At 32.0% G+C, this 20,613-nt stretch carries 15 protein-coding genes and 1 CRISPR repeat array; of the genes, 11 read left to right on the plus strand and 4 right to left on the minus strand.

The features are described 5' to 3' along the window. The coding region (locus LWW95_03245) for an AAA family ATPase (protein ID MDL1956056.1) at positions 1-365 on the minus strand (365 nt) is incomplete at its 3' end. A gap of 185 nt (positions 366-550) precedes the next feature. Here LWW95_03245 and cas4 point away from each other — a divergent pair. The 3 genes from cas4 (at position 551) to cas2 (ending at position 2,430) form a co-directional block, all read left to right on the plus strand. Continuing rightward, complete coding sequence (gene cas4 / locus LWW95_03250; GenBank protein ID MDL1956057.1) at positions 551-1,057, plus strand: CRISPR-associated protein Cas4; 507 nt, start codon at positions 551-553, stop codon at positions 1,055-1,057. 116 nt (positions 1,058-1,173) lie between these two features. Beyond that, positions 1,174-2,166, plus strand: a complete 993-nt coding sequence (gene cas1b, locus LWW95_03255) for a type I-B CRISPR-associated endonuclease Cas1b (GenBank protein ID MDL1956058.1) — start codon at positions 1,174-1,176, stop codon at positions 2,164-2,166. After that, positions 2,167-2,430 (plus strand): CRISPR-associated endonuclease Cas2, encoded by a 264-nt coding sequence (cas2, locus tag LWW95_03260; GenBank protein ID MDL1956059.1) that lies wholly within the window; start codon positions 2,167-2,169, stop codon positions 2,428-2,430. A 165-nt stretch (positions 2,431-2,595) separates the two neighbouring features. Beyond that, positions 2,596-10,211: a CRISPR direct-repeat array (repeat unit 30 nt; unit sequence ATTTAGAGCTTACCTATGAGGGATTGAAAC). Between the two features lie 94 nt (positions 10,212-10,305). Here the strand turns inward: cas2 and ccsB are convergent. Genes ccsB through tatA form a run of 3 tightly spaced genes read right to left on the minus strand, consistent with a single transcriptional unit; the run spans position 10,306 to position 12,676 of the window. Continuing rightward, positions 10,306-11,139: a c-type cytochrome biogenesis protein CcsB gene (ccsB, locus tag LWW95_03265; protein MDL1956060.1), complete on the minus strand. Its 834-nt coding sequence runs from the start codon at positions 11,137-11,139 to the stop codon at positions 10,306-10,308. Continuing rightward, complete coding sequence (locus LWW95_03270; GenBank protein MDL1956061.1) at positions 11,127-12,470, minus strand: cytochrome c biogenesis protein ResB; 1,344 nt, start codon at positions 12,468-12,470, stop codon at positions 11,127-11,129. The genes ccsB and LWW95_03270 overlap by 13 nt, the downstream gene beginning before the upstream one ends. A 2-nt stretch (positions 12,471-12,472) precedes the next feature. Then, positions 12,473-12,676 carry a twin-arginine translocase TatA/TatE family subunit gene (gene tatA, locus LWW95_03275; protein ID MDL1956062.1) on the minus strand — a complete coding sequence of 68 codons (204 nt, stop codon included), beginning with the start codon at positions 12,674-12,676 and terminating at the stop codon, positions 12,473-12,475. Positions 12,677-12,786: 110 nt separating this feature from the next. Between tatA and murJ the strand changes: the two genes are divergently transcribed. From murJ to LWW95_03315, 8 genes are all read left to right on the plus strand, one after another. Beyond that, a complete protein-coding gene (gene murJ, locus LWW95_03280; GenBank protein MDL1956063.1) occupies positions 12,787-14,322 on the plus strand; it encodes a murein biosynthesis integral membrane protein MurJ in 1,536 nt (511 codons plus the stop codon). After that, the gene (locus LWW95_03285; GenBank protein MDL1956064.1) at positions 14,319-14,903 is read left to right on the plus strand and encodes a hypothetical protein; all 585 of its coding nucleotides are present in this window, start codon (positions 14,319-14,321) and stop codon (positions 14,901-14,903) included. The genes murJ and LWW95_03285 overlap by 4 nt, the downstream gene beginning before the upstream one ends. After that, complete coding sequence (locus tag LWW95_03290) at positions 14,890-15,525, plus strand: radical SAM protein (protein MDL1956065.1); 636 nt, start codon at positions 14,890-14,892, stop codon at positions 15,523-15,525. Before LWW95_03285 ends, LWW95_03290 begins: the two co-directional genes overlap by 14 nt. A gap of 1 nt (position 15,526) precedes the next feature. Beyond that, positions 15,527-16,054: a macro domain-containing protein gene (locus LWW95_03295; GenBank protein MDL1956066.1), complete on the plus strand. Its 528-nt coding sequence runs from the start codon at positions 15,527-15,529 to the stop codon at positions 16,052-16,054. Continuing rightward, positions 16,047-16,532, plus strand: coding sequence for a MogA/MoaB family molybdenum cofactor biosynthesis protein (locus LWW95_03300; protein MDL1956067.1), 486 nt, complete (start codon positions 16,047-16,049; stop codon positions 16,530-16,532). The genes LWW95_03295 and LWW95_03300 overlap by 8 nt, the downstream gene beginning before the upstream one ends. Before the next feature lie 45 nt (positions 16,533-16,577). Beyond that, positions 16,578-16,838, plus strand: a complete 261-nt coding sequence (locus LWW95_03305) for a hypothetical protein (protein ID MDL1956068.1) — start codon at positions 16,578-16,580, stop codon at positions 16,836-16,838. Then, positions 16,838-17,230: a DUF1992 domain-containing protein gene (locus tag LWW95_03310; GenBank protein ID MDL1956069.1), complete on the plus strand. Its 393-nt coding sequence runs from the start codon at positions 16,838-16,840 to the stop codon at positions 17,228-17,230. Before LWW95_03305 ends, LWW95_03310 begins: the two co-directional genes overlap by 1 nt. Positions 17,231-17,299: 69 nt before the next feature. Further along, complete coding sequence (locus LWW95_03315) at positions 17,300-20,566, plus strand: hypothetical protein (protein MDL1956070.1); 3,267 nt, start codon at positions 17,300-17,302, stop codon at positions 20,564-20,566. Positions 20,567-20,613 lie beyond the last annotated feature (47 nt).

A 20,613-nucleotide genomic window follows, 5' to 3' on the forward strand; every position in this document is an offset into this window, starting at 1 on the left:
AGGTATTTCCCAAGATTTTCTTTTACTTCAAAAGAACCCGAACCCGTAACCATTAATTTTAATTTTCCTTTAAAATTATCCTGAATGATTTTTAAATATTTACCTATATCCTTTACATATTGAGCCTCATCTACATAAAGAAACTTTTTATTAAGAAATATTTTAGCAAAAGATATAGGGTCTTTTTTTATCGCTTCTGCATATTCCTCAATTTCTAAGCTTATATACTCTCCGCCATACCTTTCTTCTAAATGTTTTAAAAAAGTAGTTTTACCACTTTGTCTCGGTCCTTTAATAAGGATTATCTCCTCTCTATTAATCCATTTTTCTAATTTTTTCTCTATTTTTCTTGGAAGATAGTCCATAAAAATTAGCCTTAAAAATGGAATATAGTCTAAAAATTATTTAACTCATTAATCAAAAAAATCAAGAGAATTTAAAACGGAAATTAAACAGATTGTTTTATTACACTGATTCATCTTTAAAAGCCTTAACGGAATTTAGTAATAATTAAATTGATTAATTTTTTGTTTTAAGTTACACTTTTTAAATGGAAAGCAATAAAATGCGTATTACAGGGTCACTCATTAATGCCTTTTATATTTGCCCACGTAAGGCATGGCTTTTAGCACATGAATTTGGTCCTGATCCAGAAAATGTCTTTATTGAATTAGGAAGGATATTATCAGAAGAAACCTATAGAAGGGAGAAAAAAGAGATTGTTTTAGAGAATATGAAGATTGATTTGATAAAAAGGGCAAAAGAAGATGTCATTGTAGGAGAAGTAAAGAAGTCTTCTAAAGGGCATCATGCAGCAAAGATGCAACTTGTTTTTTATCTTTATCAACTTAAACAATATGGTATATCTGCTAAAGGAGAACTTTTAATCCCAAAAGAGAAGAAAAAATTTAAAATAGATTTAACACAAGAGTTAGAAGGTGAATTAAAACAAACATTTTTAAGTATCAAAAAAACTATAAATCAAACACAACCACCATTGCCTAAAAAATCTTCTTTTTGTAGAAACTGCGCCTATAAAGATTTTTGCTGGGTTTAATCTTCAAATTCAATAAGTAATTTTCTCCTAGAGGTTGGCATGTCTCAATATTAGATTACAAAAGAGATATATCAAAAAAATTGACCTTACGTAAGTTACGTGATATTTTGATAAAAATGAAAAGGACAATATATATCTTTTCTGATGGAGAATTGAGGAGGAAGCAAAATACTATTTATTTTGAAGGTGAGAAAGGACGTAAGTATATACCAGTAGAAAACATTACAGAGATTATGGTATTTGGTGAGATAACAATTAATAAGCGTATATTAGAATTTTTATCACAAAATGAAATTATTTTGCATTTTTTTAATCATTATGGTTATTACACAGGAAGTTTTTATCCAAGGGAGCATTTAAATTCAGGCTATATGATTTTAAAACAAGCAGAGCATTATTTGGATAATGAAAAAAGATTGCTTTTAGCGCGTTTATTTGTATGGGGTGCAATAGAAAATATTAAAAAAGTCCTAAATTATTATATAAATCGTGGCGTAGAGTTAAATGAAATAAAAGAGAATATAAAAAATTTGCAAGAAACTATTGGTGATTGTAAAAATGTAGAAGAACTTATGGCATTAGAGGGAAATGCAAGAGATTACTATTACAAAGGTTTTGATTTGATTTTGAATAATCCTGATTTTGTTTTTGAATCTCGCACTCGCCGTCCACCATTAAACAGGCTTAATGCATTAATTAGCTTTGGAAATAGCTTACTTTATACTGTAATATTGAGTGAGATTTATAAAACACATCTTGATCCAAGAATTGGCTTTTTGCATACAACAAATTTTAGGCGTTTTAGTCTAAATCTGGATATAGCTGAGATTTTTAAACCTATTATTGTGGATAGATTAATTTTTACCCTAATTAATAAAGGCATGATTAAAAAGACCCATTTTGAAAAACATTTAAATGGGATTGTATTGAATGAAAAAGGAAGATTGCTTTTTGTGGAAGAAATGGACAAAAGATTAAAAGCTACCATTAAGCATCAAAAATTAAGAAGAAATGTTTCTTATCGGCACTTAATAAAGCTTGAATTATATAAATTGGAAAAACATTTAATGGATGAAACTTGTTATCAACCATTTATAGCGAGGTGGTAGGTGTTTGTCATTATGGTTTATGATGTAGAGGTAAAAAGGGTAAATAAAGTATTAAAAACAGCAAGAAAATACCTTTATTGGGTGCAAAATTCCGTGCTTGAAGGTGATATAAGTCCTGCTAAATTAGAAAAATTAAAAAGTGAATTAAAACATATTATTAATGAAGAAAAGGATTCTATTGTTTTTTATACATTTCGCACTACACGCTATAGCTCAAGAGAAATAATGGGTATCAGAAAAGGTGGTGAAAATGCTATAATTTAGTCGTCGACCTTCAATAATGCAAAAAATCCTTTTGATCGACAACAATATTAAAAATTATTTTTACTTGACTTAATGGGAAAAAACTTGTTATTTTTAGATATGAAATTTATATTTATTAAAAATGTGGTTAATAATAACGCACTTGCATTTTCTATATAAAAATGGATTTAGAGCTTACCTATGAGGGATTGAAACTCATTTCAAAATCTCCTTTACTCGATCACTTCATACATTTAGAGCTTACCTATGAGGGATTGAAACTAAGGGTGAGATTTCTATAAGACGTATATTTTGCTTGCATTTAGAGCTTACCTATGAGGGATTGAAACTTTGTATCTTTTTTATGCGTGCCGGTATCGAATAAAAATTTAGAGCTTACCTATGAGGGATTGAAACTTTCTTTAACAGCACGCCGCCAATTCTCATTGGCGAGATTTAGAGCTTACCTATGAGGGATTGAAACAAGTCTCAAGAATCCAGTCCTGACTAGGGTAACAATAATTTAGAGCTTACCTATGAGGGATTGAAACTTAACTTTTCAACACCTTCCCAATCAAAAACACTATAATTTAGAGCTTACCTATGAGGGATTGAAACCAATCAAAGTACAACTGCAACAACTCATAAAAATACATTTAGAGCTTACCTATGAGGGATTGAAACCAAGACTTCAATTGAAGACATTTTAATCAGCTATTTACATTTAGAGCTTACCTATGAGGGATTGAAACAAAAATCTGTCAAATCGTTTTGCTCATTCTCCAATTATTTAGAGCTTACCTATGAGGGATTGAAACTTTTCCAAAATTTAGTTTTACTATTGTGTCGAATGTGATTTAGAGCTTACCTATGAGGGATTGAAACGTCAGAGAGAAGATTGCCATTGACAAGACGAGCGAGCGAATTTAGAGCTTACCTATGAGGGATTGAAACAGCAAAAACTATAAATATTGCTACTAAACCGGCAAATATTTAGAGCTTACCTATGAGGGATTGAAACAAGATAAAATTTTCGTGAAAAGTGAAAAATTAGATTATTTAGAGCTTACCTATGAGGGATTGAAACAAGCGGAGTTGCATAAATAGTGCGAGCCGTACTGTATTTAGAGCTTACCTATGAGGGATTGAAACCAGGAACACGCAAATAATGAGGACTTGGATATATATGATTTAGAGCTTACCTATGAGGGATTGAAACTATGCTTGTTATTATATGGGAGCTGTTTGTGAGCCGCATTTAGAGCTTACCTATGAGGGATTGAAACGACCATGTTCCCCTTGATAGCTTTTTGGAAAAATACGGAATTTAGAGCTTACCTATGAGGGATTGAAACAGGAGAAACAATACTCCTTTTTCCAAGTTGCTAAGCATTTAGAGCTTACCTATGAGGGATTGAAACAATTTTTCATTAACTGCAGCCACCACATTTTTTTTCTATTTAGAGCTTACCTATGAGGGATTGAAACTTGTAAAGATGCTTGCGCTAACCAAGCACCTTGATACATTTAGAGCTTACCTATGAGGGATTGAAACTCAGAGCAAGAAAAACCTTGGACTGCTTGTAATGGGGATTTAGAGCTTACCTATGAGGGATTGAAACAACCATTTAGGGGGCTTCCTATTTTTGTAAGTGTATTCATTTAGAGCTTACCTATGAGGGATTGAAACATTGCTCTTGCAAGTCGTTTATTTCTTCCCCCAATTCATTTAGAGCTTACCTATGAGGGATTGAAACCACTGTAATCTTCAAAGATTGGTTTAACAGCCTGACCGATTTAGAGCTTACCTATGAGGGATTGAAACTTGTGTCGAATGTGGAAGGTTTGCGTTTAGACCATGATTTAGAGCTTACCTATGAGGGATTGAAACTGATATGCATGGAAATGTGATTCCATTTGAATATTTGCATTTAGAGCTTACCTATGAGGGATTGAAACTAAACTCGAAAACCTACCAATCTACACTCACCCTCATATTTAGAGCTTACCTATGAGGGATTGAAACTCGATTGTTAAAGTTACGTAATTGCTACCAGGATTATAAAATTTAGAGCTTACCTATGAGGGATTGAAACTAATATAGACAGGAGGTTAGGGTTAAGATGGATTTGAATTTAGAGCTTACCTATGAGGGATTGAAACAATTTCTATGATTACTTCCTTAATTTTGCCTATACTACATTTAGAGCTTACCTATGAGGGATTGAAACAAATAGGAGCAGGATGGGTTTTTTTTTTACTTTATTATTTAGAGCTTACCTATGAGGGATTGAAACGTATTATAAATAATTCTGGCATTCAAACAAGTGGAGATTTAGAGCTTACCTATGAGGGATTGAAACTTTGATAACGCAGGATGCTACCTTGCTTGATAGACGTATTTAGAGCTTACCTATGAGGGATTGAAACAGAAAAACGGGCGATGGTTCTCCACCATCGCCCTTAAAATTTAGAGCTTACCTATGAGGGATTGAAACCTTCAGAGAGGTAGACGTCCGAGATTAGTTAAAGTGATTTAGAGCTTACCTATGAGGGATTGAAACTCCCACATTTCTAACTGAAGATTTGCAAAATCCGTTGCATTTAGAGCTTACCTATGAGGGATTGAAACTTATTAAACCTACGACTGTCACTTAAAAGCCAAGGCAAATTTAGAGCTTACCTATGAGGGATTGAAACAAATCTCAAAGTTATACAGGATTTCTATTGAAGACATATTTAGAGCTTACCTATGAGGGATTGAAACCAGCAAAAGGTTTTGAGCAACAGAAAAGCTCGGGAAATTTAGAGCTTACCTATGAGGGATTGAAACATTGTGATTGACGAGGCGCAGAAGTATTTTTCAAAGATTAATTTAGAGCTTACCTATGAGGGATTGAAACATGGGAGCTGCTTGTGAGCCGCCCGCCGATGATGAATTTAGAGCTTACCTATGAGGGATTGAAACCTACTTCACTTAACCTAAGCTTTGTCGCCATCCAAATTTAGAGCTTACCTATGAGGGATTGAAACTTTCGAAGGAGGAGAAATTTTCAAACCTGGAAACCAATTTAGAGCTTACCTATGAGGGATTGAAACTCGCAACATCGAAAGAAAGGTGAGAATGGAGCTGGAATTTAGAGCTTACCTATGAGGGATTGAAACTGGTCCCACATTGTTAGGAGGAGGACTGACCAACACTCATTTAGAGCTTACCTATGAGGGATTGAAACTGTTTAGGGCACTCTTCCTTATTATAGTGTTAATCATATTTAGAGCTTACCTATGAGGGATTGAAACTCCTTTCAGGGTTTGGTAGATGGCAAAGGGATTTCAAATTTAGAGCTTACCTATGAGGGATTGAAACTTAATTTTCCTTGCCTTCTTTTCCATGAACAAAACAAATTTAGAGCTTACCTATGAGGGATTGAAACTTGCGAAATCGAGAGCGGATTTTAAGACGCTTGGGTGATTTAGAGCTTACCTATGAGGGATTGAAACATTGGTGAGGGTGAAGTAACAGAACCGGACACGTCAGAATTTAGAGCTTACCTATGAGGGATTGAAACTCAAGTGATAGTGACGTATATGTGGAAGTATACGGGATTTAGAGCTTACCTATGAGGGATTGAAACCCGTGCTTGCGTATTTTTTCTTTCCTGCCACCCTTTCATTTAGAGCTTACCTATGAGGGATTGAAACTGAGGTTAGTGAGTTTGAAAAACCTAAAAGTATTTTTTATTTAGAGCTTACCTATGAGGGATTGAAACTTTAGGAATACCAGGCTCATGGAGTTTTGGTCTAGGATTTAGAGCTTACCTATGAGGGATTGAAACTTCTTCTTCTTTTTTAAGGAGCTCTAATTCTTGACGATTTAGAGCTTACCTATGAGGGATTGAAACTGGAAAACCGAGATACACACTTCAGGATATTAAAAGAATTTAGAGCTTACCTATGAGGGATTGAAACTCTATTCTTTAAAAAGGAGGTGATAACTATGAAAGAAATTTAGAGCTTACCTATGAGGGATTGAAACATCTGTCATGCTCGACCCAAATATACATCCCTTACCTCAATTTAGAGCTTACCTATGAGGGATTGAAACAAATGGGTATTTTAGGGTTTTTAGCGGAGTTTATAGCAATTTAGAGCTTACCTATGAGGGATTGAAACTCTTCTTTCCTAGCCAAATATATGCCTGCAAATCTAAATTTAGAGCTTACCTATGAGGGATTGAAACCCCATTTCTGTAAACTTTGCCACTTTTTTGCCAAAAAATTTAGAGCTTACCTATGAGGGATTGAAACACAATTGAGGATTTGAGCTATGAATACAAAGTGAAAAATTTAGAGCTTACCTATGAGGGATTGAAACTCCTTGCACCTTGAACGAGCTGGCTTTATTCATCCAGATTTAGAGCTTACCTATGAGGGATTGAAACCTTTTCGAACCTCTTGGAAAAGATGCAAGACACAGCTGATTTAGAGCTTACCTATGAGGGATTGAAACGCTGGTGCAGAAGTGATAATGATCTCACCAAAGCAGTATTTAGAGCTTACCTATGAGGGATTGAAACGATGATTTTCAAAATAGCTGTGAACCGATTCTTTTACTTATTTAGAGCTTACCTATGAGGGATTGAAACATTTCTCTCCGTGAGCGATAATGTAAGGAGTCACGTCATTTAGAGCTTACCTATGAGGGATTGAAACTATAACAAAGTTCTTTTAAAGCTTCTACAATTTGTCATTTAGAGCTTACCTATGAGGGATTGAAACTTGTGCTGATGTTGAAATTATTCACCATCAATCTAGTATTTAGAGCTTACCTATGAGGGATTGAAACTCATTAAACTTACGAGCGTCACTTAAAACCCAAGGCAATTTAGAGCTTACCTATGAGGGATTGAAACTGGGACTATTGCTAATGGTGAGACAGCTTGGAGCAAGCATTTAGAGCTTACCTATGAGGGATTGAAACCTGTGCCGTGCGTTCATTTTTATATGTGGAAGACTTATTTAGAGCTTACCTATGAGGGATTGAAACAATTGATAACATCCTCTCAACCATTTACCTTCCAACCATTTAGAGCTTACCTATGAGGGATTGAAACTGCACTTCCAATACGTGATCTAAAAATTGCTTCTTTTATTTAGAGCTTACCTATGAGGGATTGAAACACCATTCCTTGATTTCGTTAAAAGCCAGCCATATTTTATTTAGAGCTTACCTATGAGGGATTGAAACTTATTGGTGTTAACCCAAGAGTATTTAAAACAGCGTCATTTAGAGCTTACCTATGAGGGATTGAAACGCAAAACCGAACGGTACTGTACAAAGTAAAAAAATATATTTAGAGCTTACCTATGAGGGATTGAAACATGAAAAACTTAAGTCAAGAAGAACAAGAAATTTTGATTTAGAGCTTACCTATGAGGGATTGAAACACCCGATGCTCTCTTTGAGTGTCGGGTTTTTTTTACTTATTTAGAGCTTACCTATGAGGGATTGAAACTCAGGGAAAGGGTACTTTAAGTACATTAGAAAGTCCGGATTTAGAGCTTACCTATGAGGGATTGAAACTAGTTTTTGCTTAAAAATATGGGTATTTTGGGATTTTATTTAGAGCTTACCTATGAGGGATTGAAACCTTGATTATGGCGATGTAACATATTCATGGGAAGACTATTTAGAGCTTACCTATGAGGGATTGAAACTCTTCTTTTGAACCTGAAGAGTAAAAAATCTATCCCCATTTAGAGCTTACCTATGAGGGATTGAAACAACGGCAGAGAACTTTTTAATACATCTGCTTTGTTAATTTAGAGCTTACCTATGAGGGATTGAAACTTATTTTAGTAATGATTTTAAAATCGTTAAAGGAGGATTTAGAGCTTACCTATGAGGGATTGAAACTCTCCACGTTTGCGAGAGCGACGAAATGCTCTGTCGCATTTAGAGCTTACCTATGAGGGATTGAAACTTGTTTGAAAAATATTGAGAACAAACAATTGAAAGGAGAATTTAGAGCTTACCTATGAGGGATTGAAACCTTGTTCAATTGTTATGTGTTTTTCTCTGGCTAAAAAAATTTAGAGCTTACCTATGAGGGATTGAAACAGAAAAAGGATTTTGGACAGAAATGGGGAAAGGGAATAATTTAGAGCTTACCTATGAGGGATTGAAACGTACTTACAAATTGTCCATCGTCAATATTAGATGATTATTTAGAGCTTACCTATGAGGGATTGAAACTCAAGAACAATTGAAAGAGCTAGTTGGTGAAGGGGAGGTATTTAGAGCTTACCTATGAGGGATTGAAACTGAATCATTCTACCTTTTGCAAAATATTTTACTAAATTTAGAGCTTACCTATGAGGGATTGAAACGCAAAAGTTTTTGAGACGTTCTTCGAATACTCGGAGGATTTAGAGCTTACCTATGAGGGATTGAAACTTTAGTGACACTAAAAGAGTTAGAAAATTATGACGTGATTTAGAGCTTACCTATGAGGGATTGAAACGCCTTTTCCTTGCCCACTCCCACAACGGAGATGGGCTGATTTAGAGCTTACCTATGAGGGATTGAAACTCAGGGTCCGGAGTGTGAGCCTCCTGCGGATGATGAATTTAGAGCTTACCTATGAGGGATTGAAACTTTTCTCCTGGTTTTTTCGCTAGAAATAAAAAATTTAATTTAGAGCTTACCTATGAGGGATTGAAACGTCAAAAGGGCTATAAGGACTCTTACAGCTGGTGTGACGGATTTAGAGCTTACCTATGAGGGATTGAAACATGGTTTTCTATATCTACTTACTAAAGAACCTATAGGATTTAGAGCTTACCTATGAGGGATTGAAACACAGGACAGACAATCAGTGAAGTTTTTGCTGAAAAAGGATTTAGAGCTTACCTATGAGGGATTGAAACAGTGATGATGAGTTGCCAATCTGCACTCCTGAAGAGCGATTTAGAGCTTACCTATGAGGGATTGAAACTTGTTTTTTCCACAACTCTAAACCATGTGCCATAATGAATTTAGAGCTTACCTATGAGGGATTGAAACTGATTTGTCTACCTGTGTGAGGGTAAGCAAGCACCACATTTAGAGCTTACCTATGAGGGATTGAAACGAAAGCTATTATGATGGAGGCTTAGACTTTAAAGATTATTTAGAGCTTACCTATGAGGGATTGAAACCTTACATCAGTGTCATTTGGTGTAGCTAAAATATCAGATTTAGAGCTTACCTATGAGGGATTGAAACTAGTCACTTTTCCATTATCAGCTACTTTATAAGTATTATTTAGAGCTTACCTATGAGGGATTGAAACATTAGGAAAATTCATAGTATTCCTAAAATTGAAAAACCAATTTAGAGCTTACCTATGAGGGATTGAAACAGTAAAGCCGTGTTATCATAAATCCAGATGTCGACTAGATTTAGAGCTTACCTATGAGGGATTGAAACTTTGATAACACAGGATGCTAGTTTAATTGATAGACGTATTTAGAGCTTACCTATGAGGGATTGAAACGAGAAAAAGTTGCAGCTAAGAAAGCGAGCGAGCGAGCATTTAGAGCTTACCTATGAGGGATTGAAACTTTGTTGAGGACATAGAATCTGCACGCAAAAGAAGGAATTTAGAGCTTACCTATGAGGGATTGAAACTTTGATTTTATTGAACAATATGAAATTAATTTTAAATTTAGAGCTTACCTATGAGGGATTGAAACTGCTAAACCTATTAACCCTATTCCTAATGCAATAGGATTTAGAGCTTACCTATGAGGGATTGAAATAATGCATACCTTGCCACATCTTGACGGCAGGCTAATTTAGAACTAATCTTAAGTACTTGAAGTTTATAAAGTATGAACAAGTGGAAGTAATATTTTATCCTGGTTTTGCATAGCTGTGTAAACCAGAAAGAAGAAAATTGACACCAAAATAAGTAAATAGGACTGAAATGAAACCAATAATAGAAACAATTGCCATTTTTGTTTCACGCCAACCTCTTATCATGCGGCAATGAAGAAAAAGGGCATAAACAAACCAAGTAATTAATGACCAGGTCTCTTTTGGATCCCAACTCCAATAGCTTCCCCAAGCTTTATCTGCCCATACTGCTCCGGTAACAATACCTATAGTAAGAAAGGTAAAACCAAAAGCAATAGTCTGATAAATTAATTCATCTAGTTGGGATTTTGGTGGAAATATATTCCAAAATTTACCTTCTTTTTTCCGAAGTAAATATATGATACTTAAACCACAAGAAACAGCAAAAGCACCATAGGCAAGAAAACAAGTAATTACATGAGCAATTAGCCAATTGCTTTTTAATGCTGGAAGTAAAGGCTCAATACGACTATTTACATCAGGTGAAAAGGATGCATAAGCCATAATAAGAAAGGCAAATGGAATGACAAAAGCACCTAAATATGGATTTTTGTATTTTCTTTCAATAAAAAGATATAAAAGTGCTATGCACCAAGCAAAGAAAATGAGAGATTCATAAAGATTTGACAAAGGAGCATGACCAATTCCTAATTTATGAGATTCTATCCAGCGTAAAATTATACCAAATGTATGAAGAATAAGTGTAAAAATAGTAGAATAAGTCGCTATTTTCCAAAATCGTTCTTTTCTAAAAATTACCACAGCCAAATAGAGCAGAAAACAACCAAGATAAAGGAAGGTGACATAGCTTAGAATCTTTATGTTCCACATGATAAACCCTCTCTTATCTGTTTAATCCAGCGTTGAAAGGTATGTTTAAATAGTGTTCGTCTCTTAGTTGCCATGCCACCAATTAAAATTTCACATCCTTTAGGATGTGGTGTTAAATGAAGCCACATTTTTTGTGGTATGACAAATAATCCAATTGCTAATCCGCCAATTATAATCAAACAACCTATCCATACTATCCATACTCCTGGGTCTTTTTTTACTTGTAAGCCTGTATAGCGAGTATAATTTTTTAGAACAAAAGCATATTTTCCTTTACGGTGCATGGCATCAAATTGCGGAAATCTTTCTATTACCCATGTAGTTTGAGGTTTATCATCTTCTATTACTACTAACTGAAAGGCTGGTCCCATATTCATTAAATCTGAAAAAGCTCTAACAACCTTAATGGAACCTTTGCCATCTGGTAAAGAAACTGACTGATTAAAAGGAACTGTTATTTCAAATTTTTCTCCTGTTTTTCGGTTAATAACAAAAAGAGTTAAAGTGGGTCTAGAGGCTACACCATAATTTGCTTGGTAAAATCGAAAGCCACGATAATCTAAAGGAGCATTAACTTTTATAATTTTGGGAATCTTTTGTTTGCCATCAATGATTGTTAAATGAGAGATATATTCTTTGGGTGTTCCATTCGGATAATATTCTATTATAAATTTTTCACATTTAAGACTAAATGGTAAATTGTGAATTTTATGACCTTTTCCATGCAAAAATACAGTATTGCTTACTTCTCCTTCAGGAATGAACATACTTCCTGAAAAGCCAAAAACAGAAGTAATAATTGCTCCAAGTAAAACTACAAGAATACCTGAATGAACAATATATGGCCCCCAATAACTGATGTTTCCTTTTTTCCCATAAAGAGCAAAAACAGGATTAGAAATTACTTCTATTTTAGGAAAATCTTTTTCAAATAATGATATAATTTTTTCTTTAGCTTTTTCTAAAGGCATTGAACAAATAATTTTTTCAGAAAGGGGGAGATGTTTAAAGAATTTTTTATCTACTTCTTTTTTTTCATAACGCCACAGACGCCATGTTTTTGGCAAGCGATCCAAAGAACAAATAATAAGATTAATAGATAAAGAAAAAAGAAGTAATTGGAACCAAATAGCATGATAAACATCATTAAGGGATAAAGCATCAATAAGTTTTGTTCCTAAGTTACCAAATTGTTTTTGATAAATCGTTAATGGTTGGTTTTGTGGCAAAAGAGTACCACAAGTGCATGCTAGAGCTAAAAGGATAAGTAAAATAATGGTTAATCGAACTGAACTGAGAAAATGGAAAATTTTTTCCAAAATAATTTTCATCTTCAGGTTTCTTTATCTGTTCTTTCTTTTTCTTCCAATTCTTTATCGGGTGTAACATCAATAGCTTTCTCCTCTTTAAAAGCCTTTTTAAAATTACGAATACCTTGTCCTAGTCCTGCTCCAATTTCTGGTAGACGACTAGCTCCAAAGATGATTAAGATGATAAATAAAATGATTAATAATTCAGGTAATCCAATCCCAAACATCTTTTCCTCCTTTTAAGTTGTATTCAAGCTAGCATTCATTTATGCAGGTGTCAATAGGCTTTTAGGGATTGATATTGACATTATTTCTCCTACCTGTTACCCCATCAAACATGAGTCTAAAAAGTAAGCTTGTTCGAGCAGCAAGCATATATACCTTTGGTATTTTAATAAGTCGAATACTTGGAGTAGGACGAGAAATAGCCATTGCTTATTTTTTGGGAACAAGTGCTGCTGCTGATGCTTTTTTTGTTGCCTTTCGTTTGCCAAATTTATGGCGTCGTTTATTTGCTGAAGGAAGCCTTGCTATTGTTTTTGTCCCTGTTTTTACAGAACATCTTTTAAAATCAAAAAAAGAAGCTATTAAATTAGCTAGGGTTGTTATTACACTTCTTGGTGTTATATTATTAGGTTTAAGTTTTTTAGGTGTTATTTTTGCACCTTTATTGATAAATTTAATTGCTCCTGGATTTTCTAACTTTCCAACAAAATTTTCTCTTGCTGTAAATCTCACTCGCATTATGTTCCCTTATGTTTTTTTTATATGTCTTACTGCCTTATTTATTGCTATTTTGAATTCTTTAGGTTATTTTGCTGCTCCTGCTTTTTGTTATGCTTTTTTAAATATTTCCATGATATTAAGTTTGTTTGTTGCACATATTTTAGGATTAGTTCCTGTCTATTGTTTGGCAATTGGTGTTATAGTTGGGGGAATCTTGCAATTGGGTTTGCAGTTACCTTTTCTTTACAAAGAAGGATTTTCTTTTAAACCTTTGTGGCAAAAACATCCTGCTCTAAAACGTATTTTTACCCTTATGGGACCGGCTGTTGTTGGAGCAGCTGTTTATCAGCTAAGCATTTTTATAAATACTATTCTTGCTTCTTTTTTACCAGAGGGAAGTATTTCTTATCTTTATTATGCTGACAGATTAGTACAATTTCCTTTAGCTCTTTTTGCTTTTTCTTTTGGCACTGCAAGCCTACCTACTCTTTCAGCACAAGCAGTTAAAAATGATCTAGAATCTTTTAAAAATACCCTTTGTTTTGGTTTTCAGACTGTATTTTTTTTCATTTTACCAGCTAGTATTGGTTTAATAGTATTAGGTGATTCAATTATTACTATTCTTTTAGAAAGAGGAGCATTTTCTCCTGCTTCTACTAAAGCAACAATGCAGGCTTTGTTTTTTTATGCTATTGGTTTACCTTTTTTTAGTGCGCTTAGACTTTTGACTACTGCTTTTTATGCTTTTCAAGATACAAAAACACCAGTTAAAATAAGTGTAATATGTTTGTTTTTAAATGCTATTTTAGGTCTTATCTTAATGCGACCTTTAAAACATGCTGGACTTGCTTTAACAACTTCTATTGTTAGTGGATTAAATGTTTTTATTCTTTTATATTTCCTTAGAAAAAAAATCAAACCATTGTTTTCAATTGATTTTTGGTTAGCTTTAGGAAAAACTACATTAGCTGCTTTAGGTATGGGAATTATACTTTGGCAAATTAAATCTATAATTATAAAACCATCACTAATATTAATTAGCGGTATTCCTTTAGGTATAGCTACTTTTTTTCTTCTTGCTTCTATGTTAGGATGTAATGAAATGGCTATTATAAAAGAAAAATTATTACGCCGGGGTGGGCTTTGAAAGATTGGGTTCTATCCCGGTTAGAAAAATTATTTACCACACCTAAATCAATTGTTTATTTTATACACAATTTTATTGGATATTATTCAGAAGAAAAATTGCTTAAATCAAAGATATATTTTAGTTATAAACCGTTATTAACCTTCTTTTTTCAAACAAAGATAAATAAAGAAACTATTCAAAGAGTAAATAGCTATTTAGGATTACCAGACGACTTGCCTTGGCCATATAATAGAAAAGGAAAGTTGCGTCATCCTAAAAGTTGGACAAAAAAATTTTTAAAAAAACACTATCCTGAAATATATCTTCCTCCCCTTTTATGGTTAAGAAAATTGGTTTTTGTTGAATTTGAAACTATTATTGATGTACCAAATCACATTTTTTTCCTTATAAAGGCTGCACCTGCCCCATTTTCCTCAGCACAAATAGAAAAGGCTTATGCTTGCGGAGAATTATTAAAAAAAGTAACAAAGTATGATGAATTTCAATTAATTACCATTACAACACCACGCATGGTCGCACCATTAGAAAAGATTCATAAAGCTTTAAGTTGGAAAGATTTGGAAAATGTTAAAAATTAATGAATTGTTTTATAGTTTACAAGGAGAAACTTCTTATATAGGATTACCCTGTATCTTTATTCGACTTACAGGCTGTAATCTTCGATGTAAATATTGTGATACAAAATATGCTTATACAGAAGGGAAAGAATATAATTTAGATAAAATCATTTCTTTTGTAAGTAGATTTCAGATAAAATTAGTAATGATTACCGGTGGTGAACCACTTTTACAGAAAGAGGTAATTCCTTTAATTGAAGAATTAATTAGTGTAGGCTATAAGGTACTTATAGAAACTAATGGCAGTCTTCCAATTAATATTTTACCTGAAAAAGCTATTTGTATTATGGACATTAAATGTCCTGGCAGTGGTATGAGTGAATATATGATGTGGGAAAATATTGATTATCTTAAAGAAAAAGACGAAGTTAAATTTGTTATTTCAGATTATAATGATTATGTTTGGGCAAAGAATATTTTAAAGAAATATGAGCTCTTAAAACGTTGTCAAGTACTTTTTTCGCCTGTATTTCAGAAACTTGATTTAAGAGTATTAGCAGAATGGATTTTAAAAGATGAGTTATTTGTAAGAATTCAACCTCAGTTACATAAATTTATTTGGGGAGAAAAAAGGGGGGTATAAAATGGAGAAAAGGATTAATAAAACACAATTGGAAATTACAAAAGGAGATATTACAAAATTAGCTGTGGATGCTATTGTCAATGCTGCTGGCCCAAGTCTTGTTATGGGCGGTGGTGTAGCTGGAGCTATCCTTAAAGCAGGAGGACAGGAAATCCAAGAAGAATGTTATAAATATGCTCCAATAAAGGCAGGTGAGGCAGTAATTACTACTGGTGGAAAATTAAAAGCTAAACATGTTATTCATGCTGTTGGTCCTCGTTGGGGTGAGGGTGAAGAAGAAGAAAAATTAAGAAATGCAGTATTAAACAGCTTAAAACTGGCTGAAAAATATAAGTTAAAAAGCATTGCATTTCCTGCTATTAGTACAGGTATTTTTGGATGTCCAAAACCTTGGGCTGCTTCTGTGATGCTAAAAGCAGCTATAGATTATTTAAAAGAAAAAACCGGACTAGAAAAAGTTATATTCTGTCTTTATAGTGAGGATGACTTTAAACTTTGGTGTAAAGTTTTAGAGGAAATGAATGTATAAAGTAGGAGTACTTACAATAAGTGATAAGGGAAGTAAAGGGGAAAGAGAAGATAAAAGTGGCAAATTACTTCAGGAAATTCTTAAAAAATCTGGTTTTGAAATTAAAGCTTATACAATTGTACCAGATGAAGAAATAGCTATTATTGAAAAATTAAAAGAATGGACAGATAAGAAACAATTAGATTTGATTTTAACAACCGGAGGCACAGGTTTAACACCTAGAGATGTTACTCCTGAAGCTACACAAAAAATTATAGAAAAAATTATACCTGGAATAGAAGAAGCATTACGAATAGAAGGAATGAAAAAAACACCTTTTTCTATACTTTCACGTGGCATAGCAGGTATTAGAAAAAAAACCCTTATCATTAATTTGCCTGGTAGTCCAAAAGCTGTTCAAGAAAGTATGGAGATAATTCTTCCTATTTTATTCCATGCTATTGATAAAATTAAGGGAGATTTAAAAGAGTGTGGATAATTTAGACTTGACAAATTAAAAACTTTTTTGATAAAAAAAGCCAAAATGGAAGTATTTTTACATAAGTTAGCAGAACAAATTTTAAAGTTAGATGAAGCCTCTCTTACTTCTCTTTTAGAAAAATATCGTCAGAAAGTTCGACAATTTGAACCTACTAAGGAATGGGAAAAAGCAGTTATTATCTTTTTTATTATTAATGCTGTTAAAACAAAAAATTTGATCTTTAATGAAGAAATGTTTAAAAGAACACCCAAATTGAATAAACCAACTATACAATCAAAACCTTTTTTAAGGCTTATTAAATAATGTGGATTTTTCATAAAATTGCTGAAAAAAGAATTCAAGAGGCAATGGAAAGGGGAGAATTTGACAATCTTGAAGGTAAAGGAAAACCTTTACCACGTGAAGACGATATGGAACATGTTCCTCCAGAGTTAAGAATGGCTTATAAAATACTTAAAAATGCTGGATGCTTACCACCAGAACTGATGTTAAAAAAGGAAATTAAAGAGTTAAAAGATCTTCTTGAAACAATGGAAGATGAAAAAGAAATTTATCTTTGTTGTCGTCGACTTAATTTTCTTATTATGAAATTAAATATGATGCGTCCTACCTCTCCTTTACTAGAAGAAGGACAAGTTTATTACAAAAAAATTGTCTATCGTATGGCTAAACGGCGTGGAAAAACAAGTTTCTAAATTTTAATTTTCATTCTTTTTATAAATAAATTTATTGACAATTTTTTTCCAAAGGGCTACGTTATCTTAGTGTTGGTCAATCCAACAAGAATTACAATACCAATTATCTCAGAAAAAATTTTGCATCGAGAAAGATTAATATTTTTACTTAAGAAAGGTTTAGAAAAAAAATTAATTACAATAGTAGCAGGGCCAGGAGAAGGAAAAACAACTCTTGCTATTGATTTTGTTAATACTTTGAAATTACCTACTATTTGGTATAGTTTAACATCATCTGATAGCGATTTAGTAAGGTTTATTAATCATCTTGATTATGCATTATGTAAAACTTTTCAAAAATACAAACAAGGCACAATTGCTCACTATTTCTCTTCAATAACAAATATATCTTCTCAAATAGATCAACTTGCTGATGTTTTAGCAGCTAATTTTGATAAAATAGTTGATGATTCTTTATTAATAGTATTAGATGATTATCATTTAATTCATTCTAATTCAAATGTCCATTTTTTTCTTGCTAGATTGCTAGAACATTGTCCTAAAAAAATTCATTTTATTATTATTACTAGATTCCCACTTCATGATGTTTATGCAAAATTTTATCTTCACCAAGAAATACTTGAAATAACAAAAGATGATTTGAGATTTACTTTAGAAGAAACTTTTTTGCTATTTAAAAAAATATTTTTTTCTAAGCTAGAAAAAAACAAAATAAAAGAACTTACAAGAATTTGTGATGGATGGATAATAGCACTCATTCTTTTATCTAAACATTTAGAAAAATTGGATACTGAAAGTATTCCTAAAAAATCTTTAGATAAGCTTTATTCATATTTAGGAGAAGAAATATTCAAAAAATTGCCTCTAACAACTCAAACTGTTTTACTAAAAACCTCTATTTTAGAAGAGGTGACTCCAGAGTTAGCACAAAAATTATCAGGCATCCCTAATGCAAAAGATATTATTGAAACATTTGCAAAACATTATTTTTTAGCTACTCGAGTTGCTCATGATACTTATCGATATCACCATTTGTTAAGACTTTTTTTACAAAGCAAACTTACTCAAAAAGAAATAAAAAAACTTCATTTAAAAGCTGCTTCTTATTATCAAACCAAAAAAAATAATTTTATTGCTATTCATCATATATTAAAAGCAAATTGCCTTAAAAAAGCAGCACGTTTGTTAGAAAAAGAAGGTTGGAATTTATTAATAACAGGTCAATACGAAAGTCTTGAATCAATTTTAAAAAATTTTTCTTCAGAAGATTTTCAAAATAATCCTTGGTTATTATATTTTAAAACATGGCTTGATCGCTGGGAAAAACCTAAAAAAGCAATTCAAGAGTTTAAAAAAGCAATAAATCTATTTAAACAAAAAAAGAATAATAAAGGAGTTGTTATAAGTATTTTAGCTTATGTAGAAGTTGCATTAATGGCAGGAAATATATCACTTAGACTTAGCAAATTAATAGACCAAGTAGCACAAATTGTAGAACAAAAAAAAGTTAAATTTCCTTCTTACCTTCTACCTTATATTTTACTTTCTACAGCAAGCGTTAGAATTTTTTGTAATGGAAATTTTCAACATGGTCTTGAATTAGCTGAAACAGCTTATAAAAGTGCTTTAAAAAATGAAAATCTTTATGTTCAACTTAAGTCTTTGGTTCTTCAAGGTTTTGCTCATTATTATATGGGAGAAATTGAAAATGCCTCAAATATATTAAAAAAATTGTTAAATTTAATTGAAAAAGATATTGTACCTTTAGACATTCGTTTTTATATATTTCATTTAGGTGGAATGATATATCGTTTAAAAGGAGATATTAAAAAAGCTAAAATTTTTTTAGATAAGTCTTTAAAGATAGTAAAACAACTTAAAGCTGAATCACTCTATCCCTTTATTTTTGAAACTATAATAACTGTTCATATCATTCAACGTGAATATTTTAATGCTAAGCAAAAGATTTTGGAATTAAAAAATATAGGAGAATATACTCAAAATATGTGGGTCTTAACACTTGTTCAAATTAATCTTGTTTGTCTTTATCTTTTAACAAAATCTAAAGAAGTATTAAATTTGATACCTTATCTTTTAAAAATAGCTAAAAAAGCAGGAAGGGAATACTTTTTCATCTTAGCAAAAGTTTTAGCTATAGCTACTTACAGTGAAATGGGGAAAAAAGAAAAGGCTATCAAACTTTTTAAAAATACTCTGCTTAAAGCTCAAAAAATGAAAGCTAAATATTTAGTTTGTCTTCTTTATAGCGAAGCAGCAAAACTTTATTTTGACTTAGGTAAAAAAAGTCTTTTTATTAAATATCTTCAAAATTTTTTAGAACTAATAAAAAATAATCCATATCGTTATTTTTATAATTATAGAGAAAATTTATACGCATTTATTGCCTACCAATCTATAAATCAAGGAATTTACCCAGAAGTTGGTGAAAATATTATAATTATATTTCTTGGAAGAAATGCAAATAAAGCCCTTTCACCTTATTTAAAAGAAGCTAGACCTGAAGTCAAAGAAAGATTAAAAAAATTAATAAAAAAAGCTTTTAAACATTCTGCTCCTCTTCTTTTTATTAAAACTTTAGGAGATTTTGAGGTTAAAGTAGGTAATAAAACCATTGTCCAATGGGAGAGCCAAAAAGCTAAAACGCTTTTAAAAATTTTAGTAACTCGAGGAGAAAAACCTGTACCAATTGATGTAATAATGGAAGATTTATGGCCAGAGGCAAATTGGGAATCTGTAAAGGAAAATTTTAAAATTACTTTAAAAAGACTTAGACGAAGTTTAGAACCAGATCTTCCTTCAAGAATAAGCTCTAGCTATATTTGTTTAAAAAGTAATTGTTTATATTTAGATTCTGAAAAAGTAATAGTAGATGCTTGGGAATTCAAAAGAAAGGCAAAAAGTTTGCAAAAAAAGAAAATGTTTACTCAGGATGATTTAAAAGAAGTAGAAAGTATTATTAAAATTTATAAAGGAATATTTTTGCCTCAAGACTTGTATAATGAATGGGCTTCAGGAGAAAGAGAATATTTAAGAAATATTTATATAAAATTACTTGAAATAGCTGTTTCATTAACGAAAAATTTAAATCTTTATAAAAAAACAATTTTTTATCTAGAACTTCTTATTGCTGAAGATTCTTTTAATCAAAAACTTTATGAAGAGTTAATGAATTGCTATCTAGAGATAGGTTTATATAATAAAGCTATTGAACTCTTTAAAAATTTTAAAAAATTATTTGAAACTGAATTAGGCATTCCTCCTGGCAAGAAAATGATAGAACTTTATCAAAAAGCACTTACATTAATATCTCATTAAAATAATTCCTTTGTCACTTTTTTGTCACTTTTTTATGTTAAAAATAA

This window comes from Candidatus Desulfofervidus auxilii, from assembly GCA_030262725.1.
Classification (GTDB): domain Bacteria; phylum Desulfobacterota; class Desulfofervidia; order Desulfofervidales; family Desulfofervidaceae; genus JAJSZS01.